The organism is Desulfurispora sp. (assembly GCF_052744395.1).
On record NZ_JBRAJI010000006.1, the window covers coordinates 48,279 to 71,425 of the forward strand.

Below are 23,147 nucleotides of genomic sequence, written 5' to 3' on the forward strand. Positions count from 1 at the left end.
CATAATAATATGTTATGCTTTTAACCAGGATATGTTGTTTCATGGCAAATTATGTTAACGCTGGATTAGCCTGCTCCGGCTAATAATACGAAGATGAGGTGAGCATTTTGAAGTACCAGCAATTACCTGGTCCGGTACGCATTTCTCTGGCCATACTGCTCTGGTCCCTGATTTTATGGCTGTTTACCCTGGGTCATGCCGGCTTTGTGCCCGTGGCCAGATTGATTTTTCTAATATTTGTAGTACCGTATGCGGTTGCCGAATGGCTCAAAATGAAAAAACTGTTGTCCGGGAAGAAACTGGATTATGTCCGGGTAGCCTTAATGGTGTGTGCCGTCGCGATCTGGTGGTTGTGGCTAAAAAAATAGGAGCGGTGCTCGAAAGCACCGCTCCCTGGTTTGTGTTCCGGGAATTAACCATGATCAGCCATCCGCTGCGGGCTAGAACCGGAGTAGATTACCGGCTGCCAGGCCGGCAGCCAGCGCTATGGCCACACTTATGACCACCCAGAGTATGTCCGCTTTGACACGCTGTTGGATGGTTTCCAGGCTGAGCGTCTGGGGAACCGCTTTGGCTTGACTCATATTTTTACCAACCTTCCTTTCTAAAAGATGTTATACCCCTGTGGTCAGGGCCAGATGAGCGGGATGGTTACTTTGTCCAGCTCACTGCCGTCTTTGGGGCTGGCCCAGAAAACCTCTAGAGTGCCCTTGCTGCCGCTGGGCGGCTGGGGGTAGGTCAGGCGCAGTTCAAAGTCACCCCGGCCGGGCGCTCCCTGGGTCGCAGTGGTGTGGCCCAGGGCTATTTCCTGTCCCTGCTCATTTTTCAAACGGGCACTTACGGTACCTTCAAAAACCATGGCCGAGCCTTTGACCAGCAGGGGGACGCTGGCCACCTGGTTGGGCAGGGGGTAGGTCACCCAGATGGCCGGTTTGAGCACATTGCTCAAATCGCGCTGAAAAGGCTGGTTGTACAGACCTACATGTCCCCACCAGTTCCTGATTCTTTCATCCACCTGACCGTTCACCTGAAAGGATACCTGCCGGATTTCGGGAAACTCGGTCAGTGTGTTCACAATGCTTTGAATGCCCAGAGCTTCACCGGCTGCCCCCACGTTGGCTTTCAATACTTCTTCAGAAAAGTTCACGGTGCACAGGCCGTTTTCAATCTTGATGCCCAGCACTCTGGTTCGGGGCGGTAAAACGGCGTGGGCACCCGGGGTGCTGGGAGGGGTGCTGATCAGTTCATGCAGAGCGGCCGAGGCCACCGCGGTGGTATAGGGCACGCGGTGGATTTCCCGCACCAGGTAAGGCTGCTTGCCATCATCCATCAGGTAATATACCGCCAGATCCAGATATTGAGCGGTCTGTTTTTTGGTGGAAGGAGGCGGGGGCGGTGGTGCGGCCGGTTGGGGCTCTGGTTTACCTGATCCCCAGAAACGGCAGCTCGGGATCAATAGCAATATTAACAGCAGGTAAATGACAGCACGGTATTTTCTCACTGTGTGCTCTCCTTTGGATTTATATATATCTTATAATAACACATTTTACCGGTATCAGGTAATGATTACCGTCTGTTAAATATTGCTAAAAATAAAAGCGGCCTGGATGTCTCTGCCAGGTCGCACAATGGCCCAGATGAGGGAAGGTGCCGGTTTAGTGATGCGCAGTGCGGCCGTCGGACTGACGGTCCACTGCGGCGATGATCTCTTTGATGGGACGGGCAAAAACTACCGATAAAACACCAATGGCCGTGCAGAAAGCCAGGCTGGCGTAGAAGATGCTGAAGTCAAACATTTCCGGCATGACGGGGGCGACTCCTTTCTTTTTTCTTTCATGCTATCACTGGATTATTGAGCAGTCAAGCACTTAGTTTTCCGGAAAGGTCTGCCGGTATTGTTCCATATTCATCAGGATGGCCCGGGGTTTGCTTCCTTCAAAACCGCCGACGATGCCCTTTTGTTCCATGATGTCCACCAGACGGGCGGCCCGGGCATAACCAATGTGCAGCCGGCGCTGCAGGAGCGAAATGGAAGCGGTGCCCGCTTCGATGAAAATTTTTACGGCCTGGGGCAGCAAATCGTCTTCGTACTCATCGCCCGCTGCCTTTTTGTCTTCCGCCGGTGGCGCCTGGAGGACCTGCTCATCGTAGACGGGCTGGGCCTGTTCTTTCAGGTACTGGACCAGCGCTTCCACGTCGCTGTCAGAAAGATAAGCGCCCTGTACCCGAACGGGCTTGGGTGCTCCCACCGGGAAGAAGAGCATATCGCCTTTGCCCAGCAATTTTTCCGCTCCGCCCATGTCCAGAATGGTGCGGGAATCGGTTTGGGAGGATACCGCGAACGAAATCCGGGACGGAATGTTGGCCTTGATTAATCCGGTGATGATGTCCACCGACGGTCGCTGGGTGGCAATAACCAGGTGAATTCCCGCGGCCCGGGCCATCTGGGCCAGCCGGCAGATAGAATCTTCCACATCGGCCGGGGCGACCATCATCAGGTCGGCCAGTTCGTCAATCAGGACGATAATATAAGGCAGAGCCGGTTGGTTGACCTGGTTGTAGCGGGTGATATCCCGCACACCGTGCTGGGCAAATAGCTCATAGCGCCTTTCCATTTCCTTGACCGCCCAGCGCAGGGTACCGGCGGCTTTTTTGGGGTCGGTAACCACAGGCGATATTAAATGGGGTATGCCGTTGTATGTGGCCAGTTCCACCATTTTGGGGTCAATCATCAAGAATTTGACTTCATCCGGTGTGGCCCGGAATAAGATGCTGGCAATTAAAGTGTTGATGCAGACACTTTTCCCCGACCCGGTGGCGCCGGCTACCAGCAGGTGGGGCATTTTCCCCAGATCGGCCACTACCGGCGTTCCGGCAATATCCCGGCCCAGGGCTACGGTGAGGCGGGAGGCGGGTTGGGTGAACTCCCGGCTCTCCAATAGATCTCTTAAGTGTACAGGGGTTATCTCCGGGTTGGGTACCTCAATGCCCACAGCGGCCTTGCCCGGTACCGGTGCCTCGATCCGCACTCCCGGCGCGGCCAGGCTCAAGGCGATATCATCAGACAGCCCCACAATCCGGCTTACTTTTACCCCCGGCGGAGGCTGGATTTCGTAGCGGGTGATGGCCGGGCCAACGCAAATTTCGCTCACTCGGGCCGGGATACCGAAGCTGTCCAAAGTTTCTTCCAGTATTTTAATGCGCCGGTTCAGTTCGGTATCATTCATGCTGCTGGCCGGTGCCGGGGGAGAACCCAGCAGGGACAGCGGCGGCAACCGGTAGGGCCGGCCGTCGGAGAGGGCAACGGGCCGGGCCGGGGTTTGCTGTTCCGGCATTTCCGGTACAGCGGCCTTCTTTTCGGCAGTCTGTACTGCGGCTGCGGCAGGCGGGTTGGTTTCTGCGCCGCCGGACAGGGACCTGGGGGATGCTTTCCCGGGTTCCGGTTCTGAACGCGCCGGTCTGGTCCGCAGAACAGGCTCTGCTGCGGTCTCTTCGGTGAAAAAGAAATCAATGATCTGGCCAAAGCTCAGGCGGGGCGTCCCCAGCTTGCTGCGGCTGGCTGCCACAAGCTGGGAGATGGGGCGGCTGGCCAGCAGGAGCACGGCGCTCAAAACCGCTGTAATGATGATAATGTAGCTGCCGACCGGGCCAAAACTCTTCAGCAGCAACCAGGCGGCCACACCGCCGATGACTCCTCCTCCCTGCTGGTTATGTACAGTATCGGATAGCTGGAAGGTGTCGCCGGTATAGGGGAGTTGAATTAAAGTTAGAGCACATACGGTTAAAATAACGGTTCCCAGTACAGGCAGCAGCATTCTTTCCCCGGGTCGCGGTTCCGCCGGTTGACGAACCAGCCGGAAACCAGTTACCACCAGCAGCGGAGGGAGCAGGTAGCTACCCCGGCCGCAGGTGAACAACAGGGCCTGGCGCAGCAGATGCCCGGCGAAACCAACAGCGTCGGACAGCAATACGGTCAGGCAGAGTGCCCCGCTGGCCATCAGGGCCAGGGCCATGAGGTCGGTTTTAATCCGGGCGGGCAGGCTAAAAGCTCGCCAAAATTTGGGCAGGGGGACGGTTTTTCTGGCTTTGGGGCTTGTTCTGGTCGGTCTTCTGGTGGCCATGCCGCTGTACTCTCCCTGAATGAGATATGGTAGGCGTCAAATATGGATATAAACCAGCTAAAGGCATCTTGCAGCGTACATCCGTTTTTTTTGAGCTTACCATAAACTGGGCTCTCCGGCAAGTCCGGTCAGTGCGATAAAAAATCAGGAAGAAGTGCTCTTCCTGATTCAAGAAACCTTTTGCATCTGTGATTCAGCCGCTTTGCCCTTGCGGTTGGCCAGTTCTTCGGCGTAATCGGTGGAAATCAAGTAGAGGTTTACCCACAGTTCATGTTCGTTGTGCTTGCCGCTCAATTCTTTGGCCACTTCCTTGAATTTTTTTTCGACCCGGTCCTTGAAGCTGGAAAACTCGGTCAGGAAATCCACCACATCTTTCTGGCTGTATGAGGCACCTTCGCGGATGGCCCGGCTCAATTTATCCACCCCACCTCCGGAATTTATATAATATAATAATAACCACAATATGGTAATTTGCCCACGGGTTAATTTTGTTATATAAAGGTAAGATGTGTAAAAATAAAAAAGCAGACGGCAAAAATTTTGCCGTCTGCTGTGGCTGCATATTGGCGATTAACGGAAGCCGTACTGGCCGATCCCCTGGGGCATGTATTGCTGCTGATAACCTGCGCTCTGCAGGCCGGCTCCGGCCTGAGCGCCCATTGGGCCGGCTTGCTGTTGCTGGCCCTGCATCAGGGTGGGCAGCTGGGAAGCGGAAAAGTTCTGGGCTACAAACCCGGTCAGGGGTTGCATCTGGGCGTACTGACCGGCTTGCTGGGGTTGGAACTGGGCACTCTGGCTGTAACCTGGAATGAATGGCTGCATCTGTGCTCCCATCGTCTGCATGCCGGTGGCCCCGAAAGCCTGCTGGCCGTATCCGGCCTGAGCGAATGTCCCGGCCTGCCCCAGGCTTTGCTGGATATCCTGCATTTGGGCCAGGCTGGTGATCTGGTTCATTTCTTGATTCAGTACGGTAGCGGTTTGCTGCAGGCGGCGGGTGATGTCGTTTACCTCTTGCCGCAGGCGCTGTATTTGCTGCTGCAATTGTTGAGTGTGGTGCATAATCATCCTCCTGCCAATAAATTTGTTTTGCTGGCCATATTATTTCAATCTCATTGCTTATGTATGCACGGAAATTTTGATAAAATCGCCATAACAGGGCTTTATAAGTAAAATATCAGGAGAAGGTGAAAAGATGCCCCGCTTTGGCAGTGCTGGTAATCCCGACTCATTTTACTCCAGGGGATTCAAGAGTTCGCTGGACATGCCCCGCTATCTGGCCCGGCTCGGACTGGACGCCTATGAATATCAGTGCGGCCGGGGTGTGACCATTGGGGAGCAGACGGCGCGGCGCCTGGGGGAAGCAGCCAGGGAAAACAATATCTCTTTGAGTTTGCATGCACCGTACTATGTGAATCTGGCTACCCTGGATGACGGTATCCGGGAAAAAACCGTAATGCATTTAATGAAGTCGCTCCAGGCCGCTTACTGGATGGGGGCTGGGCTGGTGGTTTTTCATCCCGGGGCGGGCAAACAGGGGGATCGTTCCCAGGCCCTGCTGCGGGCGCAGCGTTTGCTAGCGGAAATTGTTGAACAAGCCGAGGCGGCCGGTCTGGACCAGGTATTGCTGGGCGCCGAAACCATGGGCAAACCGGCCCAGCTGGGTACCCTGGAGGAGGTGCTGGCTCTCTGCACAGTATCTTCTCGGGTGGTGCCCGTGGTGGATTTTGCTCATCTGCATGCTGCCAGTCAGGGTGGCTTTACCAGAAAGGAGCATTTTGCGTCCGTTCTGGATAAAATAGAAAAACAGCTGGGCGCGGCGATATTGCAAAGATTGCACATCCATTTCAGCCAGATTGAATTCACCCGGGCGGGTGAAAAACGCCACCGGACCACGCGGGATGAGGGATTCGGCCCCGATTTTAAGCATCTGGCCGAGCTGATGGTGGAGTACGGGCTGGATTGTACAATCATTTGTGAAGCCGACGGGCTGCAGGTGGAGGATGCCCTGGAGTACCAGCGGCAGTATCGGAAGCTGTTGAATGCCAGCCCATAAAAAGCAGCACCAAATAAAGACAGCACTGCCCGGTGGGCAGTGCTGTCCTTTTTAGTGGGTTTCTACATCGCTGGCTCCGTAACGGCGCAGGATATCGCTGGCCTCATTGATCTTGCCATGATCGCATCTTACCGATACCAGTACATTTCCCTGTTTCACTTTTTCCTCATAGTAACGCCCTCTTTCGGCGGGTATACCATAATCGGCCAGCCCGCCGGCCAGTCCCCCGGTAGCGGCACCGGTCAGAAAACCGGCCAGCGGTCCGGCTGCCAGCACCGGTCCAATTCCCGGAATGGCCAGAGCGCCCACGCCGGCAGCCAGCCCCAGCAGCCCTCCCACAGCGCCGCCCGCGGTTACTCCATTGGTGATGCTGTCCATGCCGGTGGCCGGGGCGTGGCCCCTGGCCACATAATCAGCGCGTTCGCCTTTTTCATCTCTGGCGACAATGGATATTTCTTGCTCAAATCCCTTGCTGCGCAGTTCGTTAACCGCCCGTTCCGCCGTGTGTCGATCCGGAAAAACACCCAGTACTGTATTGGCCATTATAGCAAAAACCTCCTCGCATAGATGATTATGATTGTTCCTTCGATATCTTTTCACAGTTCAGGGAAAGCTATGCAAAAAATTGTTGTCAAGGGAGTCCGGTTAAAATATAATAATAGCTGTGTTTTTAATGCATTGTTGATGCTGCACAATTGCATTATTATGCCCTTATCCACATGAGGAAGGAGAATGAACATGCTGCCGACCCCCCAAAAATATTTTCTCACGGCCGCTGCTGCTGAAGGAGAAAGCGGTTTGACGGCATTTGACAACGCGCTTCTGGCAGGTGGTATTGGCAACATCAACCTCCTGCGGGTGAGCAGCATCCTGCCTCCCGGTGCCCGGCCCGATCCCGAGCTGAAAATTCCCCCCGGCTCGCTGGTCCCCACAGCTTACGGGTACATCGTGAGCAAAGAACCCGGTCAGCTGATCTCGGCGGCAGTGGGAATTGGCTTTTCGGCGGATACCTTCGGAGTGATCATGGAGTTTTCCGGTACGTGCAGCAAGGAGGAAGCGGAAAAAAGGATACTGGCCATGCTGGAGGAAGCCTTCCGCACTCGCGGGATGGAACTGGTGCGCACCGAAGTGAAAGCGGTAGAGCACGTGGTGCAGAAAGTGGGCTGCGCTCTGGCAGCCGTTCCGCTCTGGTATTAATTTTTCTTTATTGGGCGCTCCCGGGGGCGCTTTTTTATTATTTTTAGACCAGGCCCTTTTTCTATGACGGTTTTTGGTATATATTAATACAGGATTTGTTGAAAGGAAATATTTACTGGGAAGGAGAGCAAGACCAATGCAAGAACTCTGGGCATCGGAAATGCAGACACCGAATCTGCGCCTATCCTGCCGGGTAGCCAAAATGCTGCACTATGAACAAACACCCTATCAGGAACTTATGGTGGTTGATACATACGAGTTCGGTCGGATGCTTTTTCTGGATAACATCATCCAGACCAACGTCAAGGACGAGTTTGTTTATCATGAAATGATGGCCCATGTGGGTCTGAACACTCTGCCCCATCCCCGTCGGGTGCTGGTGGTGGGCGGTGGTGACGGCGGTGTGATTCGGGAAATCATCAAACACCCCAGTGTGGAAAAAGCCACCCTGGTGGAAATTGATGCCAAAGTGGTGGAAGCGGCGCAGAAATACCTGCCGGAAATCAGCTGTGCGCTGACCGATCCGCGGGTAGAAGTGGTTATTGATGACGGGATCAAGCATGTGCAGCAGAGCAAAAACCAGTACGACATGATCATTGTTGACTCCACCGATCCCATTGGTCCGGCGGTGGGCCTCTTTGCCGGTGAGTTTTACCGCAGTGTGGCTGAAGCACTAACCGAGGACGGCCTGTTTGTGGCCCAGACCGAATCACCTTTCTTCAATCAGGATTTGATTCCCCGGGTTTATAAGGAAATTTCCAGCGCCTTTCCTTTAACCAGACTGTATCTGGCCTGCATCCCCACCTACCCCGGGGGATTGTGGACCTTCACCATGGGCAGCAAAAAGCACGATCCGCTGCAGGTGGATGTTAGCCGTATCCCGGATCTGAACACCAAGTACTACAGTCCGGGTATCCACCGGGCCTGTTTTGAACTGCCGCCCTTTGTGGCCAATTTGATCAAGTAATCTGCGGGGAGGCAGGCTGTTGTACCTGGAGCAAGACTGCCGTTTTCTGGCTGCCGGCGCTGATCCGGAACCGGCCCGGCTGGTCATAGTGGGTGCCCCCATGGACTTTACGGTGAGTTTCCGTACCGGTACCCGGGAAGGTCCCCGGCATATCCGTCTGGTCAGTGCCGGGCTGGAGGAATACAGCCCGGAACTGGATCGCCAGCTGGATGAAGTGGCCTTTGCCGATTGGGGAGATGTGGTCATGCAGCCCGGCCGGGTGGCGGGTAGTCTAGGCCGCATAGCGGAGGTTTTGCGCCCGCTCTACCGGGCGGGCAAAATACCATTGCTGCTGGGCGGGGAACATTTGGTCAGCCTGCCCGCCATTGAAGAAGCGGCCCGGGTGTACCCCGACCTGGCGGTACTGCATTTTGATGCTCATGCCGACCTGCGGCACGAGTACCTGGGGGAAACCCTCTCCCATGCTACAGTGATGCGCCGGGTGTGCGAAATCATCGGGGCGGGGAATCTGTACCAGTTCGGGATACGCTCGGGAACCCGGGAGGAGTTTGCCTTTGCCCGGGAGCACTGTCATCTGTACCGCCGCTGTGAGGCACCACAGCTGCAGGAGCTGGTGCAGCGGCTGGCCGGCCGGCCGGTTTACATCAGCCTGGATATTGATGTGCTGGACCCGGCTTTTGCTCCGGGGACCGGCACGCCCGAACCGGGCGGGATTGAGCCCCGGACGCTGTTTGAGGCACTTTATCAGCTGGCCGGCCTGCAGGTGGTGGGCCTGGACATTGTGGAAGTGTGTCCGGTTTATGACCCCTCCGGGGCGACCAGTATTCTGGCGGCCAAGCTGGTCAGAGAAGCTGTGCTGCTCTGGGCTCCGCCACGTTGAACAATGGAGAAAAGTAAAAACCGGCCCCCGCGGGCCGGTTTTTACGTCACTTATAAGAACAGGCACAATGAATCAATTAATATTAATGATGTCCGTGGTGGTCGTCTTTGGCTTCAAAACCTCCGGTAGCCAGCGTGATATCGGTGGCCGAGGCGCTCACCGACTGCGCAATCAATGCGGCTAAAAGCGCCAGCCCAAGTACGATCAGGATTGACGTGCCCATACATCCCCCTCCCTCACAGGTAAATATTTAGTTTATCTTAGCATTGCTCTGTGAATCTGACAAGTCACCGGACGCGGCATACAGCGCCCGGTAAAGTTCGGGGCGGCGGCAGGACAGGTAGAAAGTATCCCGCATGGAGCGCGGGTTGCCCGAGCGGATGTAGTTGAGCGGTGCGGCCGGCAGAGTGCAGATGAGCATATCTTCTTCCTCGCCGGTGAATGATTCGGCCAGCACATTGCCCCGCATGTCCAGTACCAGCGCGCCACCGCAAAAATGCTGTTTACCCACCCGGCCGGTCAGGTTGCAGGCGGCCAGATAGACTGTGTTGTCGTAGGCGCGGGCGGCCAGGTATTTCAGCCAGATGCCCCGGCGATCCCCTACAATCACCGGCGAGGCGTGCGGGGCAAAAATCACTTCGGCACCCTGCAGGGCCAGTACCGCGCTGGCTTCCGGAAAATGCAAATCCCAGCATATTTGAATGCCAATTTTGCAGGTGGGCGTTTCAAATACCGGCAATTCGTTTCCCGGCAGAAAGTAGGGAGACTCGCTCTTTCCCAGGTGGGTTTTGCGGTATACGGCCCGGCAGCCATCGGGCAGGGCCACCAGCTGAGAGATATAAGGCTTACCGGCGGCCTGCGGATTTTTTTCCGCCAGTCCCACCAGCACGGTGATTCCGTACTGCTGCGCCCAGGAGCTGATCCGGTCGCAGGCGTGTGCGGTCAGCGGCAGGGCCATTTGGGCGGCCATTTCCCGGTTGTAGCTCTGCAGGCACATCTCGGGAAAGCAAATGATGTCGACCAGGTGACGGGCGGCCTGCTGAATAAACAGCTTGATTTTGCTCAGGTTATAATCAATGTCTGCCAGACGGGGGCGCATTTGCACTACGGCGATGCGGGTGTCCTTCATAATTTCTGTCTCCTTTATCCAGCCTGCTGTATGTCCCTGGCAGTATTTTAACGGAAAAATGATCGGCTGGCGAGAGATGATGTCAGGAAAGTTGCTAGAAATTTGTCCGCCAGTTTATTGACATATGATTATAAGCTTGTTATGATCTGATCGCTACAGGTAATCAGTAACCAGGGGGAGAGGATTATGAGTAAAGACAGCAAATGCAGCAGCTGCCAGCAAAAAGAAGACGGCTGCACACCGGAAAAATGCCAGAAACCAGAGGTGTTGCCCCAAAACGAATACAACAACATCAAAAATGTGCTGGCGGTGGTCAGCGGCAAAGGGGGCGTGGGCAAGTCCTCTGTGACGGCTCTGCTGGCCCTGGGATTGGCCCGCCAGGGTTACAAAGTGGGCATTATGGATGCCGATATTACAGGCCCCAGTATTCCCCGGATGTTTGGCCTAAAGCAAAGGCCCCAGCAGTTTGAGGACAAACTGCTGCCGGTCAAATCCCCGGATCTGGGTATTCCGATCATGTCCATCAACCTGTTGTTGCCCAATGAAGACGATCCGGTGATCTGGCGGGGTCCCATTCTGGCCGGGGCGGTCAAACAATTCTGGACCGATGTGGCCTGGGGCAGCCTGGATTATTTAATTGTAGACCTGCCGCCCGGTACCGGGGATGTGCCTCTGACCGTAATGCAGTCCCTGCCTTTAAACGGGATAGTGGTGGTGACATCGCCCCAGGAGCTGTCCCGCATGGTGGTGCGTAAAGCCATCAAAATGGCCCGGCACATGAGTATACCGATTATTGGTATCGTAGAAAACATGAGCTATTTCAAGTGTCCCGATTGCGGCAAGGAAGTGCCCATCTTTGGGCGCAGCCACCTGGAGGATGCTGCCAGTGTGGAGGGACTGCCGGTACTGGAAGTGCTGCCCATTGATCCGCACCTGGCCGAACTGGCCGACCGGGGTCGCATTGAGGACTATCAGACCGCGGCCTTTAGCCAGCCCTTCCTGCCCGGTATGTAAAGCTGGTCATCTCCCGGTGCTCCAGGAGGAGGTTTTTACATGGGTGAGCAATTAAAAGTATTGAAACTGAACGGGTTACCCGATAAGAGCCGTTGGGAGCAGGCCCGGGTTGTCCTGGAGGGTGCTGCCGGCATTGTGACTGTCGAATGTCTGCTGGACCGGGAGAAGATTGACATCACCTTTGATGCCAGCCAGGCCGATGCCGAAGGCATCATCGCCTTTCTGCTGGATAACGGTTATGTTTTCCGCCGTTTTCAGGTGGTAGATTAAAAATGCCCCCCGTTGATAGCGGGGGGCTTTCTCTATGGCGTTTGCGGAAATCAGCCGCGCATCTTCTTGATGGCTTCCCGGATTTCTTCTACCGAGGCCTCTTCTTCAATGGTGGATAGATCGCCCAGTTCTCTTTCCGCCCACAGTGTTTTCATCACCCGGCGCATGATCTTGCCGCTGCGGGTTTTGGGCAGGGAACCGACAAACTGGATGTCCCGCATGACCACAATGGCGCCCATGGTTTTGCGCACATGGTCGATAAGCTCTTTTTTCAACTCCTCGCTGGCGGTGTATCCGGCGCGCAGCACCACGAAGGCGCAGGCTACCTCGCCCTTCAGCTCATCCGGTACACCGGAAACGCCGGCTTCCACCACCGCCGGGTGGGAGATCAGCGCGTTTTCCACTTCAATGGTGCCAATGCGGTGGGCGGCGATCTTGATTACCTCATCGGAGCGGCCGGCGAAGAAGATATAGCCGTCCTCATCCCAGGCGGCGGCATCCCCGCAGATATACATCCCTTTGGTCACCGGCAGACGCTCCCAGTATTCGCGCTTGTAGCTTTCCGGGTCACCCCACAGGGTGGAGGTCAGGCCGGGGAAGGGGCGTTTGATCACCACAATGCCTTTTTCCCCGGGATTCAGGGAGTGCCCGTCCTTGTCATCAATAATGTCGGCCACAATACCCGGTACGGGAATGTGGGCGGAACCGGGCTTGATGGGGATCATGCCCAGGCCGTAAGGATTGGCGAAAATGGGCCCGGAGGTTTCGGTCTGCCACATGTGGTCCATGACGGGAATTTTGTTTTCAAATACCTGCTCCTGCAGCCAGGACCAGGCCGGCGGATTGAGCACCTCGCCGGCGCAGAAAATGCGCTGCACCGAACTGAGGTCGTATTTACGGGCGTGCTCTATTCCCAGGCGCATCAGGCCGCGCACGCCGGTGGGGGAAAGCCACAGGGCCGTGGCTCGGTTGCGCGCGGTCAGCTCCCACCACATATCCGGGCGGGGATAATCCGGTGTGCCTTCATAGACAATGGTGGTGCAGCCGGTCAACAGCGGGGCATAGGTCAGGTAGCTGTGGCCGACAATCCAGCCGATGTCCGAAGTGCAGAACCAGATGTCGTCTTCCCGCAGGCCGTAGATCCACTTGCCCATGGAGTAGATGTAAATCTGGTAGCCGCCGTGTTTCTGGACGGTTACCTTGGGCTTGGCCGTGGTGCCCGAGGTGGGCAGCAAAAACAGCGGTTCGTTGGACTCCATCCACTCCACGTCGCTGCTCTGCCCGCTGGCCCCGGCCAGGAACTCTTCCCAGAAGATATCGCGGCCGGGCTGCATGGGCGGGTTTTCCCCCTTGCGCAGCACCACCACTTTCTGGATCTGATCGGGCGGGCACATGGCCAGAGCATCGTCCACGATTTGTTTTAAATTGACCGGTTTACCCCGCCGCAGGTTCTGGTCCTGGGCAATGATGTAGCGGGCTCCCGATATTTTCAGGCGGTCGGCCACGGCCAGGGCGGAAAAGCCGGCGAAAATGACCACGTGGATGGCACCAATGCGGGCCAGGGCCAGCATAATGGCCTGCGATTCAATGCTGGAGGGCATGTACACAGCCACGCGGTCACCTTTTTGCACTCCCAGCCCGCGCAGGGCGGCGGCATATTGTTTCACCAGATGCAGCAGCTGGGCGTAGGTGATTACTCTTACCTCGCCGGTTTCGCCGCTTTCATTGATGATGGCGGCCCGTCCCCCCAGGCCGCGCTGGACTTTGTAATCAACGCAGTTATAGCATATATTGGTCAAACCGCCACTGAACCAGGTAAAGTGCGGGTATTCCCAGTTAAACACTCTGTCCCATTTTTTATGCCAGTAGATGTCGTGGGCCGCTTTCCGGGCGGCGTTTTCCCAAAAGCTCTCCGGATCCTCGGCCGCCCAGTTGATGAACTGCTGTACCTGAGGGGGTACAACACCTGTACCCTGTTTGGGTTTGACCATGCAACCCATCTCCCCTTCGCTTATAAAATTCTAATAATTAATTATATTCAGAATTGTTAACAGATAAAGATATTTTTGTTGACCGGTCAATTATTAACATTGAACCGCCTGTCACTACATTGAATGGCCAGTCATTATTATACAATTATGCAAAAGACCCGTCCCGGATATGCGGGACGGGTCTTTTTACGTCTGCCGGGTGAGCAAATCGCTTTTACTGCGCCGGCTGGCCTGTTTGATGCCCAGCGTGCCCAGCAGCAGGCCGATAGAACACAGAATAATACTGCCTCCCGGCGCCAGGTTGAAGTAAAAGGAGAAGAGCAGTCCGGCCAGTACGGCGGCCTGGGCCAGCAGTACGGACAGGGTAAAGGTTTGCCGGAAACTGCCGGAAAGCTGCATGGCTGTGGCTACCGGCAGCACCATGAGTGAGGAAACCAGCAGGATGCCCACCAGCCGAATCGCTGCGGCAATGGTCAGAGCGGTCAGGGAAGTGAAGATGATGTTCAGGGTGCGCACCGGCAGGCCGCTCAGCCGGGCATTTTCTTCGTCAAAAGTGATAAAAAAAAGTTCATCCCAGAGAAAATATATCAGGACGAGCAGGGGGAGGCAAAGCAGCAGCATCAGTTTCAGGTCTCCGGTGCCGATGGTAATGATACTGCCGAAAAAATAGCTCAGCACATTGGCATTTAAACCCTGCCCCTGGCTGAGGAGGATGGCTCCCACTGCCATACCGGCGGAAAGCATGATAGCGATGGCCAGTTCGGCATGGTGCCGGTATTTTTCCCGCAGCAATTCCAGTCCCACCGCACCTCCGGTAGCGAAGAGCGCGGCGCTCAGGAGCGGGGAAAAACCGGCCAGCAGTCCGGCTGCCACTCCGGCCAGGCAGATGTGCGCCAGGGCATCGGCCAGCAGGGAAAGCCGGCGCAGGGTGATAAAGAGTCCCGCCGCCGGACAGACAATGGCGCAGATCAAGCCGGCCAGCAGGGCATGCTGCATAAAAGCGTAGTCCAGTACGGACATTCCGGTCCAACTCCTTCAGGCTTTGCTGCTGTTATAAAGTGGTAAAAAGCGGGGGCAGTTCAGATAGGAAAGCTGCTCCTGCTCCCTGGCCGGGTGCTGGCAGGAGCAGGCGTGCAGGTTCAGGCAAACCTGGCGCGTGGCCACCCGGGTGATCAGGGCGGGTTCATGGGTAACAATAAACAGGGTGAGCTGCCGGGTCCGGCGCAGTTCTACCAGCAATTGGCACAGGCTGTGCATGCTGGCGGTGTCCAGGCCGACCGTGGGTTCATCCAGCAGCAGGATGCGGGGCTGCTGGGCCAGGGCCCGGGCGATGAACACCCGCTGCTGTTGTCCGCCCGAAAGACTGCTCAACAGTTGCCGGCTCAGGTGTTTCAGCCCCACCTTATCCAGGGCCTCCAGGGCCATCTGATAATCTGCTTCCGCCAGTCTGGCCCAGCGCTTTTTGCAGGCTGTGCGGCCGGTCAGCACTACTTCCAGCACACTGGCCGGAAACTGCTGATTGAAATTGGTCGCCTTCTGGGGCACATAGCCGGTTAAGGTCTGTTGGGCGGCCTGCCGGGCAGGCAGACCGCAGATCTCAATCGTGCCGCACAGGGGCTTGAGCTGGCCCAGCAGCAGCTTGAGCAGGGTTGTTTTACCGCTGCCGTTGGGGCCGGTGATGGCCACGGCTTCGCCTGGCTCAACTGCCAGGGTGATGTCTTCCAGTACCGGATGACAGCCGTAGCTGAAGGAAACCTGTTGCAGGGAAACAATGGGTTGTGCCGTCATATTTATTAACCACCCGTATAATAAACTGTTCACTGCGTTGCTTCCAGAGCTATTTGCAGATTGCGCAGGTTTTCCTGCATGATCTCCAGGTAACCCTTGCGGGCGGCGAATTCTTCCCGGCTCACATTGGCCAGGGGGTGGAGCACCAGGGTTTGGGCACCGGTTTCCCGGGCCAGGGCCAGGGAGGCCCGGGGGCTGAGCAGACTTTCAAAAAAGATGTATTTGATCTTTAAATCTTTTACCTGCCGGGCAATCTGCAGCATGGTGCGGGGAGCCGGTTCGCTGTCGGCACTGAGGCCCCGCAGCGGGATCTGGATGAGGCCGTATCGTTTGGCCAGATAGCCAAAAGCAGCATGGGAGGTTACAAAATGCTTGATTTTGGCCTGCCGGGCCAGCTGGCGAAAAGCGCTGTCCAGTTCCGCCAGTTTGGCCTTATACTGGCGGGCATTGGATTGAAAGTAGGCAGCGTTTTGTGGGCTGGCCTGACAGAGGCCCTCTAGAATATTGTCTACCATCAGCGCGGCGTTGACCGGATCCAGCCAGATGTGCGGGTCCTTTTTTTCCAGATGCGTGCCCGGTTGTTCCGGGCTTTCTTTCCCGGAAGCGTCAAGTAAACTGATGCCCCGGCTGGCATCCACAATCACCAGGTTTGGTTGGGACAGGCTTTGCAGGGTGTTTTGCACCCAGCCCTCCAGGCCGGCGCCGCAGTAAACAAATACATCGGCCCTGTGCATGTTGGCCAGATCGGCCGGCCGGGGTTCCCAGTGGTGCGGTTCTACTCCGGGAGGCATAATATTGATTACCTCCACCCGGTCCCCGCCCACCCGGGAGGCGAAGTCATAGAGCGGATAAATGGTGGTATAAACCATAATTTTGCTCCCGGGGCCCGGCCCAGCGGCGCTGGTTTTTTGTTCAGTATTTCCAGCGCAGCCGGCCGTTAATAATAACAAAGATAAACTGAATAAAAATATGGCCCACCGGCTGTTTTTATTCATGGTTATCCTCTCTCCTTCCGGGCTGGCTGGCAGTTGCGGCAGTAGCCGTATATCTCAAAGTTGTGCCGGCTGATGGTGAAGTTCTTTTCCCGGCTGATTTCCTCGGCCAGTTCGCGCAGCGGGCAAAAATCAATTTGTTCCGATTGGCCGCAGGAAAGACAGATGAGGTGGTGATGGTGATCTTCGGTGGCAATTTCATAACGGTTTCTTCCATCGGCAAAATTCAGCGCCAGGACCAGGCCCAGGGAGACCATGGTGTGCAGATTGCGGTAGACGGTGTCCAGGCTGATGTGGGGGTAGGAAGTTTTGATGATCTGGTGGATTTCTTCCGCACTGTGATGCCCCGGATGGTCCAGCAGGCACTGCAGAATGGCCTGGCGCTGGGGAGTGATTTTGTAACCGTGCTGTTTGAGCTTTTGGAAAAACTGATCTGTAGCCGGCATGGATGCTCCCTCTGTGGTAAATAATAATGATTCCTAACTATAAATATATTTGCACTGTGCGGCGGTTATGTCAACACAAATAGATGGTGTTTTGTAACAAAACTGTCACAGAGGTGTGCTGGCGCTGTGACATGGGCTTGCTATACTAAAGGCAAATAAAAACAGGAGGTGCTGAGGATGAAAAGAGCATGGGGAGTGGTGGTGCTGCTGGCTCTGGTTGCCGCGCTGGCCATACCGGCTTTTGCCGCCGACACCACCAGCAGCGCTGAGGCGTGGTTTAAACAAATGTTTAATACCAAAAAGGCCTATGTGGACCAGGCGGTTAAGGACGGACGGTTGAGCAAGGAGCAAGGGGAAGCTTTAAAGCAGCACTTTGACCAGATGTACCAGTGGCACGCCCAGAACGGTTTTGTTTGCCCGATGGCCGGCACCCGGGCCGGCGGCCTGGGTATGGGGCGCGGTATGGGCATGGGCTGGCGGGGAGGCGGCTTCTGGCAAAACCAGGCTCCCGCCGCTAACAGCGTCCAGCAGTAATGAGATCAGGGCAAATAATGAGATTAAGGCAAAACCAAAAGAACCCGGCCGGATGAGGCCGGGTTCTTTTGGATGGGGTTGTTAGGGAGCTTTTAGAACTTGACCAGCCCCAGGCTGTTCAGCAGGATGATGGCAATGGCGATTGGGGCCAGGTAGCGCACGCTGTAGTAATAGGCCCGCACCAGCCGGTGGTTGGGGATCTGGTCGTTGTTGGTAGCTTCGGCCAATATTACCCGGGGGCCCAGCACCCGGCTGACAAAGAGGGCAATGGCAATGCCGCCGACGGGTAATAAAATGTTTGAAGATACGAAATCGAACAGATCAAACATGGTTTTGCCCCACAGGTGGAAATTGCTCAGGGTGCTGGTGGATAATGTGGCGGTGCTGCCCAGCAGGGCGATGCCCAGCACGCTGACCAGGGTGGCCTGCCAGCGCTGCCACTTTCTTTCCTCGCAGAAGTACGCGACCAGCACTTCCAGCAGGGAAATCATGGCCCCGGTGGCCGCAATGGCGGTCAGCAGGAAGAACATGGCCAGAAATAGATGCCCCAGGGGCATGGAACTGAAGACCATGGGGATGGTTAAGAATAAGAGCGATGGTCCGGCATCGGGCTGAAATCCAAAGGCAAATACCGCGGGAAATATCGCTATGCCGGCCAGAATGGAAACCAGGGTGTCCGAGAGCATTACTTGGGCCGCTGTGGAGATCAGGTTCTGGTTTTTGTCCATATAGCTGCCGTAGGTGGTCATGGTGCCCATGCCCACCGATAGTTTGAAAAACGACAGTCCCAGGGCCAGCAGGATGGTGACGCCGGTGATCTTGCTGAAGTCGGGTTTAAACAGAAAGGCCAGTCCCTCGGCTGCTCCATCCAGAGTAAGAGCGCGGATATCACAGAGCAGCAGGAGCACGAACAGAACGGGCAGCAGTGTTTTGGTGATCCGTTCAATCCCATTTTTTACGCCGGCCAGAATTACCGCGCCCGTGGTGACCAGCACAATCCATTGCCAGATGAGAGGTGCCCAGGGCTGGCCGGTGAAGCTGGCAAAGGCCTGTTTAAAATCTTCCGGCCGGGTGAAGGACAGCGAGCCGCTGATGGCCTGGAAGGCGTAGGCGTATACCCACCCGGCCACCGTGGTGTAAAAGGCCATGATCAAAAAAGCGGCCAGAATGTTGCTGGTGCCGGCCAGGTACCACCGGCTGCCGGGAGCCAGTTTTTTATAGGCCCCTACGGTGGCGGCGGCGGCGTGCCGGCCAATAATAAATTCGGAAATCATGATGGTCAGGCCCACTACCGTAACACAGATGATATAAATAAACAAAAAAGCTGCGCCGCCGTTCTGGCCGGTCATGTATGGGAATTTCCATATATTACCCAGGCCCACGGCGGACCCCAGGGTGGCGGCGATTACCCCCAGGGTACTGGTGAATTTTTCTCTGGGAGGAGCCTGCCTGCCGGGAGAATCGAATTCTGAATGTTTTGCCATAATTCTCCGCCTTTCTCATTATTTCATGGATAACCAATGCCCAATATACTGCAAGGCGGGCTCCCTGTCAATTGATAAATCAACCAGCACTTTTGGCCCCTAGCGGCCCTGGGTGCAGCGGCATTTGATACATTTGCCCCGGGAACCCCGAAACAGATCTCTGAACAGTTGATCCAGCTCGGAGTGTTTCAACCGGATCAGTCCTTCCGGGTTGACCAGGACGTTGTTCACAAACATTCGGATGTAGCTGTGTTCTTTGGTTTCCACCACGATGACCAGTTTGTATTCATTCATTGTACGGACACCCTTTCATTGGCGGGCTAAAAATGGTACCATTAAAAAAACGTGGTTTCCGAGGTATGCCCGAGCATGAAAATATATGCCATCAGCGATTTGCACCTTTCTTTTTCGGCACCGCCCGATATCAGGGATTGGCGGACTCCCCTGTACAAACCCATGTCGGAGGTGGATCCGGCCTGGCAGGATCATCCCCGGCGGATTTACGAAAACTGGTGCGAAATAATCCGGCCCGAGGATATTGTGCTGGTGCCCGGTGACATTTCCTGGGCCATGCGGTTGGAAGAAACGGTTTACGACCTGCAGTATCTGGAAAGTTTACCCGGCAAGATTATTTTGGTGCAGGGCAATCACGACTACTGGTGGCAGAGTCTGTCCAGAGTAAGAGCGGCTCTGCCGCCCAACACCAGGGTGATTCAAAACGACAGCGTGGATCTGGGAGAGGTGCAAATATGCGGCACCAGGGGCTGGCAGTGCCCCAACAGCGCGGTTTTTGGCGAACACGATCAAAAAATATACCGCCGGGAACTGATCCGGCTGGAAAATTCCTTGCAATCTGCTGCGGCAAAAAAGAAAAAAATTATTGTGATGATGCATTATATGCCCACCAATGAGAAACACGAATACAGTGGCTTTGTCGAACTGATGCATAAATTTTCGGTTAGCACTGTGGTCTATGGTCACCTGCATGCGCGCGCCTGTCGGTATCGTTTGCCGGACCACTGCTGGGGCATAAACTTCTACCTGGTCAGCGCCGATTACCTTAATTTCAGGCCCCGGCTGGTGTATGGCTAGCATTCAGGCAGAACAAGTGCACCGTGAGCAGCTGCCCGTTGTGGTAGCCAAAGAAGGCGGTTTGTCCGGCCGGAATTGGTAACTGGCAGAGGGCGCACCGTTCTTCCCGGTTGCTCCGGGTGATCACGCCGCCGACCGGGTGCTCATCCAGGGTTGCTTCCATGGTCACCAGCTTATTTTTCAGCGGCTGGACGGGTGAGCAGGCGGGGTGGTAATAGCGATGAATTTTTTTGCCCCGGTTGTTAATCCGGCATTCCACCATGGGGGTGAAGGGAAGGATAGTTTTGTGACACCTGCTGCAGTGGCGCGGGCGGGAACGGTTGGCCTTGTAACAGTATTTGTGGCCAATGGGCTTTTGCCTGACCCGCCGGTCTTTTAAATACTTAAGGCGGCTCTTGTTCTCCAGCACCCACTTTTCCACCATTTGATAAAACTCTCGGTAATTGCGGCTGTTGAGCTTGATATAGGACGGGAAGCCGGCCCGGACAATTTGCTCAAAGAATACCTGTTCAGCTATTTCATGCGCCAGTCCTTCCATGCGGGCGGTGGACCAGTTATAATGGTTTTCCTGCAAATATCTGTGCAGGTCGTGAAAAATGTTGCCCGAGCAGACCAGAATCTGATCTTCCCGGGTCACGCCGGCCCGGGTCATCATCTCCAGAACCAGTTCCAGCACCACTTCCTCCAGGGTTTGTCCGGTCTCCCAGGTTAAGGGAACCAGGGCGGTGTATATTTCCCGCGGCTTTTCGGATACAAGGACCAGGACTTCGGAAAAAGCCCGACACCCACCTCCCGCATCTTCGACGTACCAGGTGCGCAAAATTGTTCACTCCCCGAGTTAATGATCTGCGGTTATATCCTGCATAAGTAATATATTATTTTATTTATTTCTCAGGAGGGGGGATTTTTCCTGCCCCCATTAATATTATAAGCAATGAAGGATCCTGAATAATAATACAAATTTTCAAAATTTAATTTCAACAGAGCAGGATTTGGTGGGGTTTTATAGAATATAAATTTTAGCAATAATCATGTATGAGCATTCATTCATGATTTCTCCAAAGTATTTCTCAAAAAACAAAGGAGGTTGTTAATCATGTCTGCTGTTAACGAAATTATGTCGGTTCTGCAGTCCAAACTGGTTGATCCCAGCAAAATGAAAGGCACCACGGCGGTGTTTCAATTTGACCTGGGTGATGCCGGGGCGTTTTTTGTGAACTTTAATGACGGAGCGGCTACTGTGTCGGAAGGCAAGGCGGATAATCCCAACATTACCATCTCCATGAGCGCCGATGATTTCCAAAGCATGCTGTCGGGAGCGCTGAACCCCATGATGGCCTTCATGAGCGGTAAAATTAAAATTGCCGGGGATATGGGTCTGGCGATGAAACTGCAGTCTTTGCTGGGTTAATGCTGGATAGAAGCTCAAAATAGCTGTTCGTCTTTTGACGGACAGCTATTTTTCTCTTGGGGGAAGGATTTTGGCTGGTAATGGCAAACTATTTTATAGTATTATTGAACTGTAAATGAATATAAACAGCCAGGCAAAATAAACTATCCGCAACAACAGTGCCTGAGTATGCTTACCTTGGCAAAGAGAGGGAGGGGTTAGCGGTGGCCAGGTTTGTCTGCGATACCTGCGGGCAGGAAGTGCCCATCATGGACGGAGTGGTGTCCTGGACCCGGGAGGACGGGAAACTGGGTAACTTCAAATTAACGCACAAAAATGGCCTCTGTCAGCCGGAAAACAACCGGCACCGGGAACTGTATACGCTCACACTGGCCAGCGGTTTTATGGAGTTTGTATCTTACCTGCTGGAACGCTGGGAAGATGGCTTCGTGTTGACCGACCCGTCCAGCCTGCGCAGCGTGATGCGGCAGCTTAGCGTTCATATGCATGAGAAGTTGCTCATGCTGGTGGAAGAGTGAACCGGGCCTTCCGGCTTTACGCCGGAAGGCCTAGCTTTTGAGCCAGAGCGGTGAAGGCAGGCAGGGAGTTGATGATCACCTGTTTATCAATACAGTATGACAGCCGGAAATAGCCGGGCATGCCGAATCCGCTGCCGGGCACAACCAGAATGTTGAAGGTCTGGGCCAGGCGGACAAACTCCATTTCATCGGGCAGCGGGGAACGCGGGAAGAGGTAAAAGGCGCCCATGGGCTTGACCATTTGAAAGCCCAGTCCGGTGAGGTGGTTGTACAGCAGATCCCGTTTTTCTTGATATTCGGCCACGTTTACGGTTTCCCGCTGCAGATGTTTAACCAGGTGCTGCATGAGCGCCGGCGCGTTGACAAAACCCAGGACGCGGTTGGCAAAGACCAGCCCTTCCACCAGCAGTTCCAGGCCGCTGATCTGCGGGCTGACCGCGATGTAGCCGATGCGCTCTCCCGGTAGGGCCAGGTCTTTGCTGTGGGAAGTAACCATGATACTGTTGGAATAAAAGGTAAACACGCTGGGCACTTTAGTGTTTTCGTAGACAATCTTGGAGTAAGGCTCATCGGAAATCAGGTAGATTTCTTTTTGCAGTTCCTGCTGTTTTTTATTCAGCAACTGTCCCAACTGCCGGAGCACGTCAGCGTCGTAGACCACGCCGGTGGGATTGTTGGGCGAGTTGATGATGATGGCCTTGGTATTCTTGTTGATGGCCTGCTCCAGAGCAGCGAAATCGGGCAGGAAATACTGGTCAGTGGCCACTTCCACAGTGATGCCGCGGTGGTTGGCTATGTAAAACTTGTATTCGACAAAGTAGGGCTTGAGTACAATAACTTCATCGCCCGGATCCAGCAGGGTTTTCAAAACCACATTCAGGCCGCCGCCGGCTCCCACGGTCATAATGATCTGCTGATCGGTAAAGGGCAGCCCGGAATCTTCTTTCAGCACGGTGGCAATGGCGGCCCGGGTTTCCGGGTAGCCGGCGTTGCTCATGTAGCGGTGCATGCCGGGCAGGGGATTTTCAGCGATCTTTTTCAGTTCGGCATAAAATCTGGCCGGCGGCTCCACATTGGGGTTGCCCAGGGTGAAGTCGAAGACCTTGTCGGGTCCGTGGATGGCCCGCAGCCTTTCCCCTTCTTCAAACATTTTGCGTATCCATGACGCCCGGGTGAGGTTCTGGGTCACTTCCTGGCTAATGGCCATGGTTTTCACTCCCTTGTAATTAAATGCTGTGTGGAACATCTTGGTTCTTCTTT

29 protein-coding genes are annotated in these 23,147 nt (G+C 55.1%); 11 read left to right on the forward strand and 18 right to left on the reverse strand.

The genetic code is table 11. The features are described from left to right. Positions 1–98 precede the first annotated feature (98 nt). A complete protein-coding gene (locus ACUVTU_RS02750) occupies positions 99–368 on the forward strand; it encodes a hypothetical protein (protein WP_445888436.1) in 270 nt (89 codons plus the stop codon). A gap of 72 nt (positions 369–440) precedes the next feature. On the opposite strand, the gene ACUVTU_RS02755 is transcribed toward ACUVTU_RS02750, so the two are convergent. The 6 genes from ACUVTU_RS02755 to ACUVTU_RS02780 all read right to left on the reverse strand — a co-directional run bounded on the left by ACUVTU_RS02755 (position 441) and on the right by ACUVTU_RS02780 (position 5,180). After that, the gene (locus ACUVTU_RS02755; protein ID WP_445888437.1) at positions 441–584 is read right to left on the reverse strand and encodes a hypothetical protein; all 144 of its coding nucleotides are present in this window, start codon (positions 582–584) and stop codon (positions 441–443) included. A 44-nt stretch (positions 585–628) separates the two neighbouring features. Then, positions 629–1,501, reverse strand: a complete 873-nt coding sequence (locus ACUVTU_RS02760; RefSeq protein ID WP_445888438.1) for a Gmad2 immunoglobulin-like domain-containing protein — start codon at positions 1,499–1,501, stop codon at positions 629–631. Between the two features lie 154 nt (positions 1,502–1,655). Beyond that, positions 1,656–1,805: a hypothetical protein gene (locus ACUVTU_RS02765; RefSeq protein WP_445888439.1), complete on the reverse strand. Its 150-nt coding sequence runs from the start codon at positions 1,803–1,805 to the stop codon at positions 1,656–1,658. A 63-nt stretch (positions 1,806–1,868) separates the two neighbouring features. Beyond that, entirely contained in the window at positions 1,869–4,121 is a 2,253-nt protein-coding gene (locus ACUVTU_RS02770; RefSeq protein WP_445888440.1) for a DNA translocase FtsK 4TM domain-containing protein, read from the reverse strand. A gap of 168 nt (positions 4,122–4,289) precedes the next feature. Continuing rightward, entirely contained in the window at positions 4,290–4,535 is a 246-nt protein-coding gene (locus ACUVTU_RS02775; protein ID WP_445888441.1) for a hypothetical protein, read from the reverse strand. 156 nt (positions 4,536–4,691) lie between these two features. Further along, positions 4,692–5,180: a hypothetical protein gene (locus tag ACUVTU_RS02780; RefSeq protein ID WP_445888442.1), complete on the reverse strand. Its 489-nt coding sequence runs from the start codon at positions 5,178–5,180 to the stop codon at positions 4,692–4,694. Positions 5,181–5,313: 133 nt separating this feature from the next. Here ACUVTU_RS02780 and ACUVTU_RS02785 point away from each other — a divergent pair, with 133 nt between their 5' ends. Beyond that, on the forward strand, positions 5,314–6,174 hold the full coding sequence (locus tag ACUVTU_RS02785) for a TIM barrel protein (RefSeq protein ID WP_445888443.1): 861 nt from the start codon (positions 5,314–5,316) through the stop codon (positions 6,172–6,174). A 51-nt stretch (positions 6,175–6,225) separates the two neighbouring features. Here ACUVTU_RS02785 and ACUVTU_RS02790 read toward each other — a convergent pair whose 3' ends face one another. Then, positions 6,226–6,717, reverse strand: coding sequence for a hypothetical protein (locus ACUVTU_RS02790; RefSeq protein ID WP_445888444.1), 492 nt, complete (start codon positions 6,715–6,717; stop codon positions 6,226–6,228). A 195-nt stretch (positions 6,718–6,912) separates the two neighbouring features. Between ACUVTU_RS02790 and ACUVTU_RS02795 the strand changes: the two genes are divergently transcribed. The 3 genes from ACUVTU_RS02795 to speB all read left to right on the forward strand — a co-directional run bounded on the left by ACUVTU_RS02795 (position 6,913) and on the right by speB (position 9,218). Beyond that, positions 6,913–7,371: a pyruvoyl-dependent arginine decarboxylase gene (locus tag ACUVTU_RS02795; RefSeq protein ID WP_445888472.1), complete on the forward strand. Its 459-nt coding sequence runs from the start codon at positions 6,913–6,915 to the stop codon at positions 7,369–7,371. Between the two features lie 136 nt (positions 7,372–7,507). Next, positions 7,508–8,338 carry a polyamine aminopropyltransferase gene (speE, locus tag ACUVTU_RS02800; RefSeq protein WP_445888445.1) on the forward strand — a complete coding sequence of 277 codons (831 nt, stop codon included), beginning with the start codon at positions 7,508–7,510 and terminating at the stop codon, positions 8,336–8,338. Positions 8,339–8,357: 19 nt separating this feature from the next. Continuing rightward, positions 8,358–9,218, forward strand: coding sequence for an agmatinase (gene speB / locus ACUVTU_RS02805; protein ID WP_445888446.1), 861 nt, complete (start codon positions 8,358–8,360; stop codon positions 9,216–9,218). Between the two features lie 82 nt (positions 9,219–9,300). On the opposite strand, the gene ACUVTU_RS02810 is transcribed toward speB, so the two are convergent. After that, complete coding sequence (locus ACUVTU_RS02810) at positions 9,301–9,441, reverse strand: hypothetical protein (RefSeq protein WP_445888447.1); 141 nt, start codon at positions 9,439–9,441, stop codon at positions 9,301–9,303. 27 nt (positions 9,442–9,468) lie between these two features. Beyond that, complete coding sequence (locus tag ACUVTU_RS02815; RefSeq protein WP_445888448.1) at positions 9,469–10,347, reverse strand: nitrilase-related carbon-nitrogen hydrolase; 879 nt, start codon at positions 10,345–10,347, stop codon at positions 9,469–9,471. A 186-nt stretch (positions 10,348–10,533) separates the two neighbouring features. Between ACUVTU_RS02815 and ACUVTU_RS02820 the strand changes: the two genes are divergently transcribed. Then, the gene (locus tag ACUVTU_RS02820) at positions 10,534–11,361 is read left to right on the forward strand and encodes a P-loop NTPase (protein ID WP_445888449.1); all 828 of its coding nucleotides are present in this window, start codon (positions 10,534–10,536) and stop codon (positions 11,359–11,361) included. Positions 11,362–11,400: 39 nt separating this feature from the next. Then, the gene (locus ACUVTU_RS02825; protein WP_445888450.1) at positions 11,401–11,631 is read left to right on the forward strand and encodes a hypothetical protein; all 231 of its coding nucleotides are present in this window, start codon (positions 11,401–11,403) and stop codon (positions 11,629–11,631) included. Positions 11,632–11,681: 50 nt separating this feature from the next. Here ACUVTU_RS02825 and ACUVTU_RS02830 read toward each other — a convergent pair whose 3' ends face one another. The 5 genes from ACUVTU_RS02830 to ACUVTU_RS02850 all read right to left on the reverse strand — a co-directional run bounded on the left by ACUVTU_RS02830 (position 11,682) and on the right by ACUVTU_RS02850 (position 16,848). Next, a complete protein-coding gene (locus tag ACUVTU_RS02830; protein WP_445888451.1) occupies positions 11,682–13,622 on the reverse strand; it encodes an acetate--CoA ligase in 1,941 nt (646 codons plus the stop codon). 186 nt (positions 13,623–13,808) lie between these two features. After that, positions 13,809–14,642, reverse strand: a complete 834-nt coding sequence (locus ACUVTU_RS02835; RefSeq protein WP_445888452.1) for a metal ABC transporter permease — start codon at positions 14,640–14,642, stop codon at positions 13,809–13,811. 15 nt (positions 14,643–14,657) lie between these two features. Further along, positions 14,658–15,410: a metal ABC transporter ATP-binding protein gene (locus tag ACUVTU_RS02840; protein WP_445888453.1), complete on the reverse strand. Its 753-nt coding sequence runs from the start codon at positions 15,408–15,410 to the stop codon at positions 14,658–14,660. Positions 15,411–15,439: 29 nt separating this feature from the next. Next, positions 15,440–16,279 (reverse strand): metal ABC transporter substrate-binding protein, encoded by an 840-nt coding sequence (locus ACUVTU_RS02845; protein ID WP_445888454.1) that lies wholly within the window; start codon positions 16,277–16,279, stop codon positions 15,440–15,442. Positions 16,280–16,407: 128 nt separating this feature from the next. Beyond that, on the reverse strand, positions 16,408–16,848 hold the full coding sequence (locus tag ACUVTU_RS02850) for a Fur family transcriptional regulator (RefSeq protein WP_445888455.1): 441 nt from the start codon (positions 16,846–16,848) through the stop codon (positions 16,408–16,410). 177 nt (positions 16,849–17,025) lie between these two features. On the opposite strand from ACUVTU_RS02850, the gene ACUVTU_RS02855 reads away from it, so the two are divergent. Beyond that, positions 17,026–17,382, forward strand: coding sequence for a DUF2680 domain-containing protein (locus ACUVTU_RS02855; protein ID WP_445888456.1), 357 nt, complete (start codon positions 17,026–17,028; stop codon positions 17,380–17,382). 92 nt (positions 17,383–17,474) lie between these two features. Here the strand turns inward: ACUVTU_RS02855 and ACUVTU_RS02860 are convergent, their stop codons facing one another. Both ACUVTU_RS02860 and ACUVTU_RS02865 read right to left on the reverse strand, forming a co-directional pair. Then, positions 17,475–18,866 (reverse strand): sodium-dependent transporter, encoded by a 1,392-nt coding sequence (locus tag ACUVTU_RS02860; RefSeq protein WP_445888457.1) that lies wholly within the window; start codon positions 18,864–18,866, stop codon positions 17,475–17,477. A 99-nt stretch (positions 18,867–18,965) separates the two neighbouring features. Next, entirely contained in the window at positions 18,966–19,160 is a 195-nt protein-coding gene (locus ACUVTU_RS02865; RefSeq protein WP_445888458.1) for a hypothetical protein, read from the reverse strand. A 75-nt stretch (positions 19,161–19,235) separates the two neighbouring features. On the opposite strand from ACUVTU_RS02865, the gene ACUVTU_RS02870 reads away from it, so the two are divergent. Further along, a complete protein-coding gene (locus tag ACUVTU_RS02870; RefSeq protein ID WP_445888459.1) occupies positions 19,236–19,958 on the forward strand; it encodes a metallophosphoesterase in 723 nt (240 codons plus the stop codon). Here the strand turns inward: ACUVTU_RS02870 and ACUVTU_RS02875 are convergent. Continuing rightward, complete coding sequence (locus ACUVTU_RS02875) at positions 19,933–20,778, reverse strand: hypothetical protein (RefSeq protein ID WP_445888460.1); 846 nt, start codon at positions 20,776–20,778, stop codon at positions 19,933–19,935. The two genes, ACUVTU_RS02870 and ACUVTU_RS02875, sit on opposite strands and share 26 nt — an antisense overlap. Before the next feature lie 276 nt (positions 20,779–21,054). Here ACUVTU_RS02875 and ACUVTU_RS02880 point away from each other — a divergent pair, with 276 nt between their 5' ends. Further along, positions 21,055–21,369 (forward strand): SCP2 sterol-binding domain-containing protein, encoded by a 315-nt coding sequence (locus ACUVTU_RS02880; protein WP_445888461.1) that lies wholly within the window; start codon positions 21,055–21,057, stop codon positions 21,367–21,369. Between the two features lie 203 nt (positions 21,370–21,572). Next, positions 21,573–21,887, forward strand: coding sequence for a hypothetical protein (locus ACUVTU_RS02885; RefSeq protein ID WP_445888462.1), 315 nt, complete (start codon positions 21,573–21,575; stop codon positions 21,885–21,887). A gap of 16 nt (positions 21,888–21,903) precedes the next feature. On the opposite strand, the gene ACUVTU_RS02890 is transcribed toward ACUVTU_RS02885, so the two are convergent. After that, complete coding sequence (locus ACUVTU_RS02890; protein WP_445888463.1) at positions 21,904–23,094, reverse strand: pyridoxal phosphate-dependent aminotransferase; 1,191 nt, start codon at positions 23,092–23,094, stop codon at positions 21,904–21,906. Between the last annotated feature and the right edge of the window lie 53 nt (positions 23,095–23,147).